The sequence below is a fragment of the Agromyces protaetiae genome, assembly GCF_030866785.1.
Classification (GTDB): domain Bacteria; phylum Actinomycetota; class Actinomycetes; order Actinomycetales; family Microbacteriaceae; genus Agromyces; species Agromyces silvae.
Genome location: NZ_CP133018.1, coordinates 2,348,410 through 2,363,823 on the forward strand (window position 1 = coordinate 2,348,410; position 15,414 = coordinate 2,363,823).

Consider the following 15,414-nt stretch of genomic DNA (forward strand, 5'->3'; position numbering starts at 1 on the left):
TTTCGCTGCTCGGCCGGGCGGGGACACCGGCCATGATCGAGGGCACGCCGAAGACGCGGGACGCACCCGAAGTCCCAGCCTATTCGATCGGTGCGGGCGGCTCGCCACTCAGGACAGCGAGCAGCGCCCGCGCCTTGATCCGCGTCTCCTCGATCTCCTCGGCCACATCGGACAACGCCGTGATGCCCCCGCCTGTTCCCACCGAGGCTCCCGCCGGCGTGAGCACGATCGAGCGGATCACCATCGCGAGGTCGGCGCTGCCGTCGACCGCGAGGCTGCCGAACACCCCCGAGTACACGCCGCGAGGCCCGCGCTCGAGCTCGTGCAGGATGCGCATGGCGCTCTCCTTCGGCGCTCCGGTCATCGATCCGGCCGGGAACGCCGACGCCACCGCGTCGACCGCGGTGAGTCCCGCCCGCAGCCGCGCGGCGACGGTCGAGACGAGCTGGTGCACGTGCGGGTAGGTCTCGGTGACGAGCAGGTCCGGCACGTGCACGCTGCCGAGCCGGGCCACACGCGTGAGGTCGTTGCGCATGAGGTCGACGATCATGAGGTTCTCGGCGCGCTCCTTGTCGCTCGTCTCGAGCTCGCGGCGCAGCGCCTCGTCCTCATCGCGGGTCGAGCCGCGGGGTCGTGTTCCCTTCATGGGTCGCGTCGACACCCGGCCGTCGGGCTCGACGAGCAGGAACTGCTCGGGCGAGGCGGAGAGCAGCGCCACGTCGCCGAACCGCAGGTACCCGCCATGATGGGTCGGGCTCGTCCGGCGCAGTCGCAGATACGTCTCGAGCGGGTCGGGATGCACGTCGACGTCGACCCGGTTCGTGAGGCACAGCTGGTAGGCGTCGCCCCGAGCGATCGCGGCCTGACAGGCCGCGATCATCGCTGCGTAGTTCGACGGGTCGTGTCGCCATCGCGGCGCGGCCGGTTCGCGACCGGTGACGGATGCTTCGTCAGCTGATCCGTGCACGGATGCCTCGTCGGCCGAGGCGTGCCCGGATGTCTCGTGGAGTCCGCCGATCGCGGCCGCCGTCTGCACCGCCCATTCGTCGGCGTTCGCCGACGGCAGCCATTCGAGGTGAACGGTCCGCCGGGCGTGGTCGAACACGATCGCGCGGTCGGCGAACAGCCAGGCCGCCTCGGGCGTGTCCGCCGCGGCGACCGGCACGCCGAGCCGCCGTGCGCCGAACTCGTATCCGAACCAACCGAGCCAGCCGAGCGCCGTGGGCTCGGTCGCCTCGGGTTCGGCGACCCGGTCCTGCGGGCCGTCTCCGAGATGTCGGATGCCTCGCGCGAGCTGCCACTCCCGACCCGGTTCCGACGGCGTGTCACGCGACACATCCGTCGTCCGGGCCGCCGCCGTCTCAGCCTGCAGCACCTCGCGAAGCTCGCCGAGCACGTGATCGGGGTCGGCGTCGGAGCCGGTGACGACGATCCGGCTGGCGTCGTGCGCGATCGCGATGATGCTCCGGCCCGATTCCGCGTCGATGCCGCCGTCGAGCCACACCGCGGTCGCGGAATCCACCGCCAGCGCGAGGAACACGCGTTCGGGGTCGTGCCAGCCGTCGAGCGCACGAACGGCGACGTGACGGGGCATCCCCTCAGCGTAGAGCCCGCGCCGACCCACCCGCCGCGTCCCGATCGGTCCCACATGGCGGGTGCCGCACGGACACACCCACCATCTGCGACCGCTCGGTGCTCGCCGGGGCGGGCGGCGGGGTGCTCAGCGGGTCGGAGCGTCGGTGGCGGCCGCCGGCAGATCGACGACGCGGTCGATGCCGGCCGGCACCTGTTCGGTGTGCATGACGAGCAGCACCGCGCGGTCGCCGGCCGCCGCGAGGAGGTCTGCGAGCAGACGGTCGGCGGTCTCGGCGTCGACGTTCGCCGTCGGCTCGTCGAGCACGATGACGGGGAAGTCGGCGAGCATGGCCCGCGCGAGCGCGATGCGTTGCGCCTGCCCGCCCGATACGAGCGTGCCGCGCTCCCCGACCTGCGCGCCGAGGCCTCCGCGCTCACGAACCCAGTCGGCGAGGCCGACCCGTTCAAGCACCGCGAACAGATCGTCGTCCTTCGCGGTGTCGCGTGCGAAGAGCAGGTTCTGACGCAGGTCCTCGTCGAACAACCACGGCCGCTGTTCGACGAGCCCGACCGTGTGCCGCACATCCGCGGGATCGAGCTCACGCGCTTCGACGCCGCCGAGCCGGTAGGACCCTTCGTACTCGAGGAACCGCACGAGCGCGTGCGAGAGCGTCGTCTTGCCCGAGCCCGACGGCCCTCGCAGCAACACCCGCTCCCCCGGGGCGAGGTCGAGATCCACCGGATGGGTCAATCCCGCCGGCTCGGGCTGTCCCGCCACCGCCGGCCAGTGCGCACGCACGCCGCGCAGCTCGATCGCCACCCCGTCACGTCCACCCGACGGCACGGCTGCGTACGCCCCGCGAGCACCCTCGCCGCCTCCGGGCGACACCGCGACCGGCTGCGGCACACCCGCCGGCGGCGTCTCGGGCACGGCCGTGGCGATGCGTTCGGCGGACACGCGCGCGGTGCGCCAGGCGCCGACCGCGACGGGCAGTGCGGCAGCGACCTCGGCGATCGCGAGCGGCACGAGGCACAGCACCGCGAACGCGGGGCCGTCGATCGACCCGTCGGCGAACCGCGGCAGGCCGCCGCCGATGCTCGCGAGCGCCGCGAGGCCGCCGAGCGCGGCCATGACCGCCGCCGAGGCGCCCACCGCCGCAGCCTGCGTGCGCGTGGCCCGGGCGAGCCGCGCGCCGAGCGCGTCGATGCGCGCGCGGCTCGCCGCCGCCGCGTCGAAGGCCACGAGCGTGTCGAGCGACGAGGCGTGCTCCACGATCGCGGCCTGCAGCTCGCCGCGGAGCGGCGCGATCAGCCGGATGCCTCGGGCCGACGCCGCGCGTTCGGCGAGCACGGCCACGGCGATCCCCACGATCAGGCAGCCGAGCACGGCGAACGCTGAGCCCGGGGCGAGCCACATGAGTCCGGCGACGGCCGCGATCAGCACGAGCACGGCGCTCACCGCAGGCTGCACTGCACGCAGCGTCACGAACTGCAGATCGTCGACGTCGCCGACGAATCGCGAAAGCAGGTCACCCCGGCGCAACATGCCGAGCCCGTCGGGCGCCGACGGCAGCATGCGCTCGTAGATCCCCGTGCGGATCGCGCCGAGCTGCCGGAACGCGGCGTCGTGCCCCGTGAGCCGCTCGAGGTAGCGGAACGTCGCGCGGCTGAGGGCGAACGCACGCACGCCCACGACCGCCATCGACAGGAAGAGGATCGGCGGCTGCTCGGCCGCCCTGGTGATGAGCCACGCAGACGCCGCGAGCAGCGCGACGCTCGATCCCGCCGACCCGATGCCGAGGAGCACCGCCGGCCAGAGCCGCCGCACCGGCGGGACCGCCTCGCCCAGCACGCGCCGCGTGCGCTGCGCACGCGCGCGGCCGCCGTCGGTGCCCGCAGTCCGGCCCGTCGAGCCGCCCGCGGACACGCCATCGACGCCCGCCTGCTGGCGGGTTTCGCGCTCACGGCGGTCCGCTGCGGCGGCTGGCGCGGTCGCTCGGTCGAGTCCGCGGCCCGCGGACGCGGAGCCACGCGCAGTACGGAGATCGGCCGACGTCTCACGCTGTGCTGCGGCCTGACCCGAATCGGCCTTCCTCACGGGCGCCGTCGGGCGGTCCGCGGCACGCACCTGGTCGGCCGCTCCGGTGCCCTCCGCGTCGGTATCGCCGCGCAGATCGGGGTGCTCAGACATCGGCGCGCACCCCCGCCTCGATCGGGACGATCCGGTCCGCCGCCTCGACCAACGCGGGGCGGTGCGTCGCGACGAGCACGGCACGACCTGCGCCGGCGAGCTCGCGAAGACCGCGCGCGAGCGCGGTCTCCCGGTCGGCGTCGAGCGCCGAGCTGGGCTCGTCGAGGAGGAGGAGCGTGAGGTCTCGCGCCAGCAGCCGGTGGATCGCCCGGGCCACGGCGACGCGCTGCGTCTGCCCGCCCGACAGGCCCGTGCCGCCCGGGCCCAGCGGCGTCGCCGGGTCGACGTCGACGGCCGCGAGCCGCAGCGACTCGGCGAGCAGGCGGTCGGGTGCGCCCTCGTCTCCGAGACGCACGTTCTCGGCGACGGTCCCGGCGACGAGCGCCGGCGTCTGCCCTGACCACGCGACGGCCGCGTGACCCGGCCGGCTCGCGCCGTCGATCTGGATGCGACCGCCGGCGGGAGCGAACCCGAGGATCGCCGCGATCGCACTGGATTTCCCAGCCCCGCTCGGGCCGACGAACGCGACGATCTCCCCCGGCGCGGCGTGCAGGGTCAGCCCGTCGACGACGGTCCGGTCGCCCCGGCGCACAGACAACCCCTCGATCGCCAGGCCCGTCCGGCGACGGCCTGTGCCGAGCTCCTCGGCGTCGCGATGTGCCGGTACGGGCCCGGCGCCGTCCGCCGCCGCGGTCCTGCGGCCGCGGTCGGCCTCCGTCGCGGCGTCCGGTCCCCCGTCGTCGCGGCCCAGCCGCGAGGCATCCGCTCCGTCTCCGACGACCGGCCGAGCCGAGGCATCCGTCCACCCTCCATCGCGCGCGACCGCATGCTCGCCCTCGCGACCGCCCTCGGTCGCGGCCAGCAGATCGAGCGCGTCACCCGACGCGGTCACCCCGCCGGCCGCGGAGTGGAATGCCGCACCGACATTGCGCAGCGGCACGAACACCTCGGGCGCGAGGATGAGCACGAACAGCCCGATCGCGAGCGTGAGCCCGCCCTCGACGAGGCGGAGCCCGATCGACACCGCCACGAGCGCGACCGAGAGGCTCGCGGCGAGCTCGAGCGCGAAGCCGGACAGGAAGGTCACGCGCAGCACCTTCATGGTCTGCCTGCGGTAGTCGTCGGTCACGGCCCGGATGCGGGCCGACTGCCGACGCTCGCGGCCGAACACCATGAGCGTCGACAACCCGCCGAGCAGCTCGAGGAAGGCCTTCGAGAGCGCCGTGAGGCTGTCCCACTGCCGGCGCTGCACGGCCTGGGTCGCGAGTCCGATGAGGATCATGAAGATCGGGATCAGCGGCAGCACGATGACGAAGGTGAGACCCGACAGCCAGTCGGCGCGCCAGGCCGCGAGAATCAGCAGCGGCGTCGCGATGACCGTGAGCACGAGCTGCGGCAGATAGCGCCCGAAATACTCGTCGAGGGCGTCGAGACCCGGTCCGAGGAGCGTCGCGATGCGCGCCGACGGGAACCCGGGCACGCCGCCCGGCCGGCGCTCGAGCCCTGCCAGCAGATCCGCACGGAACTCGCGCTTGACGCGCTGCGCCCCGGCGGACGACGCGGCATCCCAGGCCCACGCGGCGGCCGCGCGCACGAGCACCGCCGCCGCGACGAGCGCCGCGTCCGCCGCCGCGGCCGACCCGAACTCGCCCGCGACGAGTCCCGCGATCAGCGATGCGAGCCCCCACGCGAACGCGATCGTCGCGAGTGCCTGCACGAGCGCGAGCACCGCACCGATGCCGAGGAACATCCGAGCGCCACCGGAGCGCCGGACGAGCCTCGGATCGAGCGGTTTCACGTCAGTGCGCCGCGGCTTCGATCGAGCGGCGGGTCACACGCTTGCGGAACACCCAGTACGTCCATCCCTGATAGGCCAGCACGAGCGGCAGGAAGATGAGCGCGGTCCAGCTCATCACCGTCAGCGTATAGTCCGAGCTCGACGCGTTGGCGATCGTGAGGCTGTTCGCGGGGTCGTTCGAGGCCGGCATGACCTCCGGGACGAGCGCCGTGAACAGCGCGAGCACGGTCGTCGCGATCGTCACCGCGAGCAGGGTGAACGCGATGCCCTCGCGGCCCCGGGTGTTCGCGAGCCAGCCGCCGATGAGCGCGACCGCCGCGACCGCGGCGAGCGCCCAGAACCAGACCGTGCCGTTCGCGAGCCCCGTCCAGACCAGGAACACCGCCGCCACCACGATCGTGATCGCGCCGGCCTTCGTCGCGAGCCGCCGGGCGCGCTCGCGCAGCTCGCCCTCGGTCTTCAGCGAGACGAAGACGACGCCGTGCGTGAAGAACACGAGGAGCGTCGTGAGTCCGCCGAGCAGCGCGTAGGGGTTCAGCAGGTCGAACAGGGTGCCCGTGTAGTTGTGGCCCTCGTCGAGCGGGACGCCCTGCACGATGTTCGCGAACGCGACGCCCCAGAGGAACGCGGGCACGGCCGAGCCGACGACGATCATGCGGTCGAACCGGCGCTTCCACTCGGCCTCGGGCCGCTGGTGCCGGTACTCGAACGACACGCCGCGCGCGATGAGCGCGAGCAGGATGAGCAGCAGCGCGAGGTAGAACCCCGAGAACAGCGTCGCGTACCACTCGGGGAACGCCGCGAACAGCGCCGCCCCCGCGACGATGACCCACGTCTCGTTGAGGTCCCACACCGGCCCGATGGTGTTGATGAGCACCCGGCGGTCGGTGTCGTCCTTGCTCAGGAACGGCAGGGACATGCCGACGCCGAAATCGAAGCCGTCGAGCACGAAGTAGCCGACGAACAGCGCTGCGACGATCCAGAACCAGAGTGTTGCGAGATCCATGGTCGTGACCTCCTAGTAGACCGTCGTGGCCGGTTCGACGCGGCCGGTTTCCGGATCGGGTTCGCCCACCTCGGGCGGGCCCTTCTTAATGGCGCGGACGACGAGCTTGAACTCGACCACCGCGAGCGCGCCGTACACGAGCGTGAAGGCGACGAGCGAGATGAGCACGTCGAGGCCCGTGATGTTCGGCGACACCGCCGATTCGGTGGGCAGCAGGCTGAACACGATCCACGGCTGCCGCCCCATCTCGGTGAACACCCAGCCGACGATCATGGCCATGAGTGAGAGCGGGAAGCTCCAGACGGCGATCTTCCAGATCCACCGCTGGCGAGGCATCCGCCCCTTGCGCGTGAGCCACAGGCCCGCGACGGCGACGAGGACGTGCGCCATGCCGAGGCCGATCATCCATCGGAACGACCAGTAGGTGACCCAGATGATGGGCGTGTAGTCGCCCGGCCCGTAGAGCTCCTGGTACTCGGCCTGCAGGTCGTTGATGCCTTCGACGCAACCGTCGAACGAGTGCGTCGACAGCAATGAGAGCAGATACGGGATGCGGATCGAGAACAGCTCGCTCGAGCCATCGGGTGTGCCGAGGGTGAAGACCGAGAACGAGGCGGCCGCGCCGCAGACGGTGTCGTACGTCGCCTCGGCCGCAGCCATCTTCATGGGCTGCGTCGCGACCATCGCGAGGCTGAGCTGGTCGCCCGAGAGCACGGTTGCGGCGCCCGCGACCACCATGGTCCAAAGTCCGAACTTCAGCGCCGGGCGCATGGTGTCGAGGTGCTGGTTCCGCGCGAGGTGCCAGGCGGCCGCGGCGATGATGAGGCCGGCGGTCACCATGAACGCGGCGGCGATCGTGTGCGGGAACGCCGCGAGCGCGACCGGGTTGGTCAGCAGCTCCCAGATGTCGGTGAGCTCGGCGCGGCCCCGCTCCTCGTTCATCTGGAAGGCGACCGGGTTCTGCATGAAGGCGTTCGCGGCGATGATGAAGTACGCCGAGAGGATGCTGCCGACCGCGGTCGCCCAGATCGTCGCGAGGTGCAGCCCGCGGGGCAGCTTGTCCCAGCCGAAGATCCAGAGGCCGATGAAGGTCGCCTCGAAGAAGAACGCGAGCAGGCCCTCGAGCGCGAGCGGGGCGCCGAAGACGTCGCCGACGAATCGCGAGTACTCGGACCAGTTCATGCCGAACTGGAACTCCTGCACGATGCCGGTGACGACGCCCATGGCGAAGTTGATCAGGAAGATCTGGCCGAAGAACCGCGTGATGCGCAGGTACTCGGCCTTCCCCGTGCGGTACCACGCGGTCTGGAAGATCGCCGCCGTGGCGGCGAGGCCGATGGTGAGCGGGACGAAGAGGAAGTGGTAGATGGTCGTCAGACCGAACTGCCAACGAGAGAGGAGCAGCGGGTCGAGCAGCTCATTCACGTCAGGCCCCTTTCAGCGGCGCGTGTGATGTTTCTACTCATCGTAGAACTTTCTTCTACCGGGCGTAGAAAGTGTTTCGAAGACGAGGTATCGTGTGCATATGGCCAATCTCGGGGACCTTGAGCGCGCCGTCATGGAGCAGCTCTGGGCGAGCGACACCACGCTCACCGCCAATGAGCTGCGCGACCGTCTGACGATCGTCGGCGATGCCGGCGATCGCTCCCCCGCGACGACCACCGTGCTGACGGTGCTGGCCCGGCTCGAACGCAAGGGATTCGTCGCGCGCACGCGCGACGTTCGCCCGCACCGCTACCGCGCGCTGCTCTCGCGCGAAGAGCACACCGCCGAGCTCATGCACGAGGTGCTCGACCGCTCGAGCGATCGCGACGCCGCCCTCGCGCGCTTCGTCGGCACGGCGACCGCCCACGAGACCGCGACCCTGCGGCGCCTGCTCGACGAGCTCGCGCGACGCTGACCGTGAGCGCCGTCGCCGCGCTGCTCGGCGTGCTGGCGGTCGCGCTGGCGTGGCCGGTACCCGTCGCGCTCTCGCGCGCGGCCTGGCCGGCCCGCGCACCCGGCCTCGCGCTCGCACTCTGGCAGGCGGTCGCGCTCGGCGGCGCGCTCTCGATGATCGGATGCCTCGTCGTGATCGGCACCGCACCCGACGGGTCGATCACCGACGCGGCCTCGGCGCTGCTCCCCCACCTGCTCACCGGCCCCCTGCCTCCCGAGTTCGGGGTCATCGACCTCGCCGCGCTCACGCTCGCCGCCGGCCTCGCCGTACACCTGCTGCTCAACGTGGCCGCCACCGCCGTCCGCGCGGAACGCGAACGTCGTCGCCAGCACCAGCTGATCCAGATGCTGAGCGACCCCATGCCGGGCGAGCCCGGGACCCGGGTGCTCGCACACCCGGTTCCGCTCGCCTACTGCGTGCCGGGCCTTCGCACGGCGACGGTGCTCACCGAAGGGCTCGTGGCCGCACTGTCACGCGACGAGCTGCGCGCGGTCGTCGCGCACGAGCGCACGCATCTCGACCAGCTGCACCACCTGGTCCTGCTCTCGTTCCGGGCCTGGCATTCGGCCCTGCCGTGGTTCCCGATCGCCAATCGCGCCGAGCGGTCGGTGACGGTGCTAACCGAGATGCTCGCCGACGACGGCGCGCGACGCGCGACGGGCTCGGCTCCGCTCGTGAGCGCGCTGAGCCGGCTCGGCAGCACCGCCGAACCCGGTGCGTACGCCGACGCCGGCGGCATCGCGCCGGACCGCGAGATGCTGGTCGACCGGCTCGCGCGTCTCGAATCCCCCGCCGGCCGGCTCGCACCGTGGGCCGGCGCGCTCATCGTCACCGCCGCCGCGCTGATCGTCGCGATCCCGCTCGGATCGATGCTCACCATCCTGCACTGATGCCGCCCCGCGCAGACGCGCGGCCCGGCCCGCAACGATGGAGAGCTGACGATCATCCCGGAGACCGATGGTTCGCCCAGGCAGGGGCCGTAGGCTCGGAACTGTGAACGACGTGCTGGACTGGATCCTCGACACGGTGCAGTCGGTAGACCCTGTCCTGCGCACGATCCTCGCGGGCGTGGCGATCATGCTCGAGACCTCGGTGCTCATCGGCCTCGTCGTGCCCGGCGACACCGTCGTGATCGTCGCTTCCACCGCGATCGGCGGACCCGTCGAGTGGCTCGCGCTCGCGCTCACGGTCATCGTCGGCGCCATCGCCGGCGAGACGATCGGCTTCATGCTCGGCCGTTGGTTCGGGCCCAGGATCATCACCTCACGCCTCGGACGCAGGATCGGCGAGGAGAACTGGGCCCGCGCGCAGCGCTACCTCGACCGGCGAGGCGGCCCGGCCGTGTTCATCTCCCGCTTCCTGCCGGTGCTGCACTCCCTCGTGCCGCTGCTCGTCGGCATGAGCACCATGCGGTATCGACGGTTCATCGCCTGGACTCTGCCGGCGTGCGTGATCTGGTCGTTCGCCTACACGACGGTCGGCTGGCTCGCCGCGGGCAGCTACCGCGAGCTCAGCCAAGAGCTGCACTGGGCCGGCTACGTCTTCGTGGCCATCATCGCCGCGTTCGTGCTGCTCGTGTGGGGCATCAAGAAGCTCCTGGTGCGGATCGAATCGCGGCACATGGCGGTCGTGGACCCCGCGGCGGAGACGGACGAGGGGCCGGACACCGAAGCATCCGACCCCTCGATCGACGTGGGCGCGCGCGACCCGCGCGACGGCCCGCGCGGCGGCAGCCGCTAGAAGAGGGCCTTCTCGCTCAGCCAGTCGGCCGCGATGTCTTCCGCCGAACGCTCGTCGTTGACGCTCTCGGCGTTCATGGCGACGAGGTCTTCGGCGGTGAGCGCCGCGCTCACCGCGTCGATGACGGCGGCGACGTCGTCGGTGACCTTCTCACTCGCGACGGGCACGACGTTCGATGCGAGGAAGAGCCCCTTGGGATCCTCGAGCGTGACGAGGTCGTTGGTCGCGATGTTCGGGTCGGCGCTGTAGATGTTCACCATCTGCACCTGGTCGTCGACGAGCGCTTTGACGGTGAGCGCGCCGCCGCTGTCTTCGATGGCCGTGAAGCCCACGTCGACGCCGTACGTCGCCTGCAACCCCTCGGGTCCGTAGGGACGCGTCTCCAGCTCGGCATTGCCGCCGAGCGTGATGGGCTCGGGCACGCCCGCGAGGTCCTCGAGGCTCGTGACGCCGAACTCCTCGGAGAACGCCGCGGTGACGTTGTACGAGTCCTGGTCGGTGGCCGGCGCCTGGTCGAGCACGTGCAGCCCCTCGGGCAGCGCACCCTCGAGCTCGGAATACACCTCATCGCTCGTGCGCGCCTCGGTGTCGGGCACGTAGTACTGGAGCAGATTGCCCGTGTACTCGGGGAAGAGATCGATCTCGCCCGACTCGATCTCGGGCAGGTACACCTCGCGTTGACCGATACGGAACTGACGATCGACCTCGAAGCCGTTCTCTTCGAGCGCCTGGGCGTAGATCTCGGCGATGATCTCGTTCGAGTAGTAGTCCTGCGAGCCGATCACGATCGCGCCCCCGGTCGCGGCCGACTCGCCGCCCGATCCCTCGTCGAGCGGATCACCGGATGCGCACCCTGCCAGGGCCACTGTCGCCCCGACCGCGACCGCCGCCAGAGCGACGAGCCGGCCTTTTCCTGCTGTGAACATTGCGTTTCCCTTCATTTGGTGGGATCACCCCACAGTCGCGCGCGGCCGGGATGGCCGGGTGCGAAGCGATGCGGACCCGCGCCGGACGCGGACACCCTCAGGAACAACAAGGCGCTGGACCAGCGCGAACATTCCGTCGAGGACCAGCGCGAGCGCGATGATGAGGATCGAGGCGCCGAGCATGACGGTGTAGTCCCGGGTCTTCAGCCCGAGGAAGATGTACGTGCCGAGCCCGCCGAGGCCGATGTACGACGCGAGCGTGGCCGTCGCGATCACCTGCAGCACGGCGGCCCTGATGCCGCCGATGATGGTCGGCAGCCCGAGCGGCAGCTCGACCCGGAGGGCGATCTGGAGCTCGGTCATGCCCATCGCGCGCGCCGCGTCGACGGTCGATCGGGAGACACCGCCGATGCCCGCATAGGCGCCCGCGAGCACCGACGGCACGGCGAGGACCATCAGGGCGAGGTATGGCGCGCCGATGACGAGGCCGAGCCAGAGCGCGAGAAGCGTGAGCAGGCCGAGCGTCGGCAGTGCACGGAGCGCGCCCGAGACGACGACCGCGGGCTCGCGGCCGCGCCCGGTATGGCCGATGACGATGCCGATCGGCACCGCGATCACAATTGACCCCGCCACGACGGCCAGGCTGAACACGATGTGGAAGACGAGCCGGGCGCCGATGCCATCGGGACCTTCCCAGTTCGCGGGGTCGGTGAGCCAGGCGAGGGCGTCCGTGAAGAGGTTCACGCGGCCACCTCCGGCCGGGCATCGCTGTGGCGGGCTTCGCGTCGCCGGGCGTCACGTCGCCGACGGGCGCGCGCCGGCTGACTCCAGGGCAGCAGCCACCGGCCGACGAGGACCACCAGACCGTCGAGCACCACCGCGAGGAGCATCGTCGCAAGGACCCCCGCCCAGATCTCGCCCGCGATGCCACGCTGGAACCCGTCGGTGAACAGGCTCCCGAGGCTCTGCACGCCGATGAGCGCGCTGATGGTCGCGAGGCTCACGGTGCTCACGATGACGACCCGGAGACCCGCGAGCAGCCCGGGTCCGGCGAGCGGCAGCTCCACGCCCGAGAAACGCCGCCAGGGCGAATACCCGACCGCGGTGGCCGACAGCCGGATGTCGGCGTCCACGTCGGCGAATGCATCGGCGGCGGTCCGGACCATCAACGCGATGCCGTAGAGGGTCAGCGCGACCACGAGGTTCAGCGGAGAGCGCAGCGAGACCCCGATGACGCCGGGCAACGCGATGAGCAGCGGCAACGACGGGATCGCGTAGAGGATGCCGCAGACGCTGAGCAGCACGCCGCGCGACCACCGGTACCGCCAGGCGAGCCAGCCGATGGGCACCGAGATCACGAAACTCAGGATGATGGCCGGCACCGACAGTGCGAGGTGGACGAGGATCAGTTCACCGATGCGGTCGAGGTTCGACCAGATCCAGTTCACGAGGCGAGCACCCCGGCGGGACGGCCGTCGTCATCCACGACGATGCGGCGCCCGTCGACCTCTGCGACCCTGAGCAGGCGGCGGCCCCGGTCGGCGCCGATGAACCCCGCGACGAACTCGTCAGCCGGATTCGCGAGGATCGCCGCCGGGGCGCCCCGCTGCACCACACGACCACCCTCACTGAGGATGACGACCTGATCGCCGAGCCGGAACGCCTCGTCGATGTCGTGCGTGACGAACACGATGGTCTTGCCGAGTTCGCGCTGCAGGCGGAGGAGTTCGTCTTGCAGCTCGGTGCGCACGAGCGGGTCGACGGCACCGAAGGGCTCGTCCATGAGCAGGATGTTGGGATCGACCGCGAGGCCTCTGGCGACGCCCACCCGCTGCTGCTGACCGCCGGAGAGCTGGGCGGGGTACCGGTCGGCGAGCGACCGGTCGAGCCCGACGGTGTCCATCAGCTCGAGCGCACGGGCGCGGGCGGCCCGCTTCGACTCGCCACGCAGCACCGGGACGGTCGCGATGTTGTCGACGACCTTCCGGTGTGGCAGCAGTCCGCTGTTCTGCATGACGTAGCCGATCGACCGGCGGAGCTTCACGGGGTCGACCGTGGCCACGTCGGCGCCGTCGATGAGCACCTGGCCCTCGGTCGGGTCGACCATGCGGTTGATCATGCGCAGCAGCGTCGTCTTGCCCGAGCCGGACGAGCCGACGAGCACGGTCGTCTGATGCGGAGGCATCTGCAGGTCGACCCGCTCGACGGCGACGCTGCCGTCGGGGAACTGCTTGCGCACGCCACGGAACTCGATCATGCCGCCCACCCTCCGCGGGGGATTCCCGCGGTCCAAGCCAAACATGCCCCACCGACACGTTCAACGTCCGGTGCGGAGTGTGCCCGATGTGCTAGGCGGCCGAACCGTCCTCCGTCAGCGGAGCGAGGTGTTCGGAGAGGTAGTGGCGGACCACGGCCTTCGCTTCGTCGATGTACCGGGAATCGCCCTGCGGGTCACGCGAGTGCGCGCGGTAGACCAGCGCCTCCACCAACTCCATGGCGACGCCGAACCGGAATCGCAGCTCGGGCGTGTCGGCGATGCCGGCGAACTCCGCCGCGAGCACGCGCACCATGCGGCTGGCGAACTCCGGCTCCTCGCCGTCGTCGGAGAGCTCACGGTCCGCCGCGTGGACGACGGTGAACCCGGGCTCGTCGCGGTAGAGCCCGTCGAGCGCGTCGACCGCGGTCTCCACGAGCTGCCACCACGTGGTCAGGTCGATCTCCGCGAGCCGCTCGGCCACACGCGCCCGATACCGGTCGATCGAGCGCTCACGCAGGCCGTGCAGCACCGCGACCCGGTCCGGGAAGTACCGGTACACCGTCCCGATCGAGGCGCCGGCGCGCTCGGCGACCATCTGCGTCGTCAGCCGCTCGAAGCCGACTTCGTCGACCAGTTCGGCGGCCGCGTCGAGCAGTGCGTCCAGTCGTTGGGTGCTGCGTCGCTGGGTCGGCTCGGTGCGCACGGTGCTGATGCGCCCATGATCGGCCCCCAGGATCAGGTCGATGTTCGGCACGGAACCTCCAGTCGATAACGGCAACTATATTACCGGGCATGTAGACGGCGGGTGACCAGCCCCGCCGCCCGGCACGCGAGACGCGAACGGGCATGACAGACTGGAGGGATGCCGGAGACCTCCCCCTCCCCGGTCGGAGCCCGTCAGCGCACGACTCGTCACGGCGCGGCGCGTATCGAAGACTGGCTGCACGACGTCCGCGAGCGATTCGCGCGACGACGCGGACACCTCCCCACGGTGGTGCCGTACACCGGCTACGGCTCGACCGAGTGGGTCAGGGTCCTGTGCCGGGTGCTGCTGTCGAAACCGGTGCCGGCCGGGGCTGGCGGCAGACGTGGGCGGACCCGCGCGCAGAGCATCCGCGGATGGCGGAGCTTCACGAGCGTGCCGGTCGGCGACGTGCCCGTGATCATCGAGGTCGGCGGCCAGCGTCTCGAGGTGCTCGCCGACCGCGGCGGCGTCGTCGACACCAAGGTGCCCGTGCGGCTCGAGCCCGGCTGGCATCGCGCACAGTTGCACACCGAGGGCTCCGAGCCGGTCGAGGCGCCGGTGCACGTGATCGATCCGGAGGCTCGTTTCGGGGTCATCTCCGACGTCGACGACACCGTCATGGTGACCGCGCTCCCCCGCCCGCTGGTCGCGGCGTGGAACACGTTCGTCCTCGACGAGCACGCGCGCATCCCGACGCCCGGCATGGCCGTGCTGTTCGAACGCCTGGTGCGCGACCACCCCGGCGCGCCGGTGATCTACCTGTCGACCGGCGCGTGGAACGTCGCGCCGACCCTCACGCGCTTCCTCGACCGCAACCTCTACCCGGCGGGCCCGCTGCTGCTCACCGACTGGGGGCCCACCCACGACCGATGGTTCCGGAGCGGGCGTGCCCACAAAGAGGAGAACCTGCGGCGGCTCGCCGAGGAGTTCCCCGACGTACGGTGGCTGCTCGTCGGCGACGACGGCCAGCACGACGAGGAACTCTACGCGCGCTTCGCGGCCGATCACCCCGGCCGGGTCGCCGCCGTCGCGATCCGCCGCCTGTCGACCGGCGAGGCCGTGCTCGCGGGTGGCCGCACCAAGGCGGACGAGCACACGGACGAGGTGCCGTGGGTCTCGGCCGGCGACGGGTCCACCCTCGCCGACCAGCTCGCCGAGGCCGGCATCATGCACCCCGGCCCGCCGCAGCCCGAGCCACCCCTCGCCTGAGCCCGGCGAGCGGATGCCCCGGCGCCCG

At 71.4% G+C, this 15,414-nt stretch carries 14 protein-coding genes; 4 read left to right on the top strand and 10 right to left on the bottom strand.

The genetic code is table 11. The features are described from left to right. Positions 1-79: 79 nt before the first annotated feature. The 5 genes from pabB to QU602_RS10865 form a co-directional block, all read right to left on the bottom strand. Entirely contained in the window at positions 80-1,594 is a 1,515-nt protein-coding gene (gene pabB / locus QU602_RS10845) for an aminodeoxychorismate synthase component I (RefSeq protein ID WP_308796461.1), read from the bottom strand. Between the two features lie 126 nt (positions 1,595-1,720). Then, positions 1,721-3,766 carry a thiol reductant ABC exporter subunit CydC gene (cydC, locus tag QU602_RS10850; protein ID WP_308796462.1) on the bottom strand — a complete coding sequence of 682 codons (2,046 nt, stop codon included), beginning with the start codon at positions 3,764-3,766 and terminating at the stop codon, positions 1,721-1,723. Next, a complete protein-coding gene (cydD, locus tag QU602_RS10855; protein ID WP_308796463.1) occupies positions 3,759-5,516 on the bottom strand; it encodes a thiol reductant ABC exporter subunit CydD in 1,758 nt (585 codons plus the stop codon). Before cydD ends, cydC begins: the two co-directional genes overlap by 8 nt. Before the next feature lie 49 nt (positions 5,517-5,565). Beyond that, on the bottom strand, positions 5,566-6,570 hold the full coding sequence (cydB, locus tag QU602_RS10860) for a cytochrome d ubiquinol oxidase subunit II (RefSeq protein WP_308796464.1): 1,005 nt from the start codon (positions 6,568-6,570) through the stop codon (positions 5,566-5,568). Positions 6,571-6,582: 12 nt separating this feature from the next. Further along, positions 6,583-7,995 (bottom strand): cytochrome ubiquinol oxidase subunit I, encoded by a 1,413-nt coding sequence (locus tag QU602_RS10865; RefSeq protein WP_308796466.1) that lies wholly within the window; start codon positions 7,993-7,995, stop codon positions 6,583-6,585. 100 nt (positions 7,996-8,095) lie between these two features. On the opposite strand from QU602_RS10865, the gene QU602_RS10870 reads away from it, so the two are divergent. The 3 genes from QU602_RS10870 to QU602_RS10880 all read left to right on the top strand — a co-directional run bounded on the left by QU602_RS10870 (position 8,096) and on the right by QU602_RS10880 (position 10,249). Further along, positions 8,096-8,470 (top strand): BlaI/MecI/CopY family transcriptional regulator, encoded by a 375-nt coding sequence (locus QU602_RS10870; protein ID WP_308796467.1) that lies wholly within the window; start codon positions 8,096-8,098, stop codon positions 8,468-8,470. A gap of 2 nt (positions 8,471-8,472) precedes the next feature. Next, on the top strand, positions 8,473-9,399 hold the full coding sequence (locus QU602_RS10875; RefSeq protein WP_308796469.1) for a M56 family metallopeptidase: 927 nt from the start codon (positions 8,473-8,475) through the stop codon (positions 9,397-9,399). 103 nt (positions 9,400-9,502) lie between these two features. Continuing rightward, a complete protein-coding gene (locus QU602_RS10880) occupies positions 9,503-10,249 on the top strand; it encodes a DedA family protein (RefSeq protein ID WP_308796470.1) in 747 nt (248 codons plus the stop codon). Here QU602_RS10880 and QU602_RS10885 read toward each other — a convergent pair. The 5 genes from QU602_RS10885 to QU602_RS10905 all read right to left on the bottom strand — a co-directional run bounded on the left by QU602_RS10885 (position 10,246) and on the right by QU602_RS10905 (position 14,186). Beyond that, positions 10,246-11,175: an ABC transporter substrate-binding protein gene (locus QU602_RS10885; protein WP_308796471.1), complete on the bottom strand. Its 930-nt coding sequence runs from the start codon at positions 11,173-11,175 to the stop codon at positions 10,246-10,248. The two genes, QU602_RS10880 and QU602_RS10885, sit on opposite strands and share 4 nt — an antisense overlap. Positions 11,176-11,199: 24 nt before the next feature. Further along, positions 11,200-11,919: an ABC transporter permease gene (locus QU602_RS10890; RefSeq protein ID WP_308796472.1), complete on the bottom strand. Its 720-nt coding sequence runs from the start codon at positions 11,917-11,919 to the stop codon at positions 11,200-11,202. Beyond that, a complete protein-coding gene (locus QU602_RS10895) occupies positions 11,916-12,623 on the bottom strand; it encodes an ABC transporter permease (RefSeq protein ID WP_308796473.1) in 708 nt (235 codons plus the stop codon). Before QU602_RS10895 ends, QU602_RS10890 begins: the two co-directional genes overlap by 4 nt. Then, positions 12,620-13,432 carry an ABC transporter ATP-binding protein gene (locus tag QU602_RS10900; RefSeq protein WP_308796474.1) on the bottom strand — a complete coding sequence of 271 codons (813 nt, stop codon included), beginning with the start codon at positions 13,430-13,432 and terminating at the stop codon, positions 12,620-12,622. The genes QU602_RS10895 and QU602_RS10900 overlap by 4 nt, the downstream gene beginning before the upstream one ends. A 91-nt stretch (positions 13,433-13,523) precedes the next feature. After that, on the bottom strand, positions 13,524-14,186 hold the full coding sequence (locus tag QU602_RS10905) for a TetR/AcrR family transcriptional regulator (RefSeq protein WP_308796475.1): 663 nt from the start codon (positions 14,184-14,186) through the stop codon (positions 13,524-13,526). 108 nt (positions 14,187-14,294) lie between these two features. On the opposite strand from QU602_RS10905, the gene QU602_RS10910 reads away from it, so the two are divergent. Continuing rightward, entirely contained in the window at positions 14,295-15,386 is a 1,092-nt protein-coding gene (locus QU602_RS10910) for an App1 family protein (protein WP_308796476.1), read from the top strand. Positions 15,387-15,414: the final 28 nt, after the last annotated feature.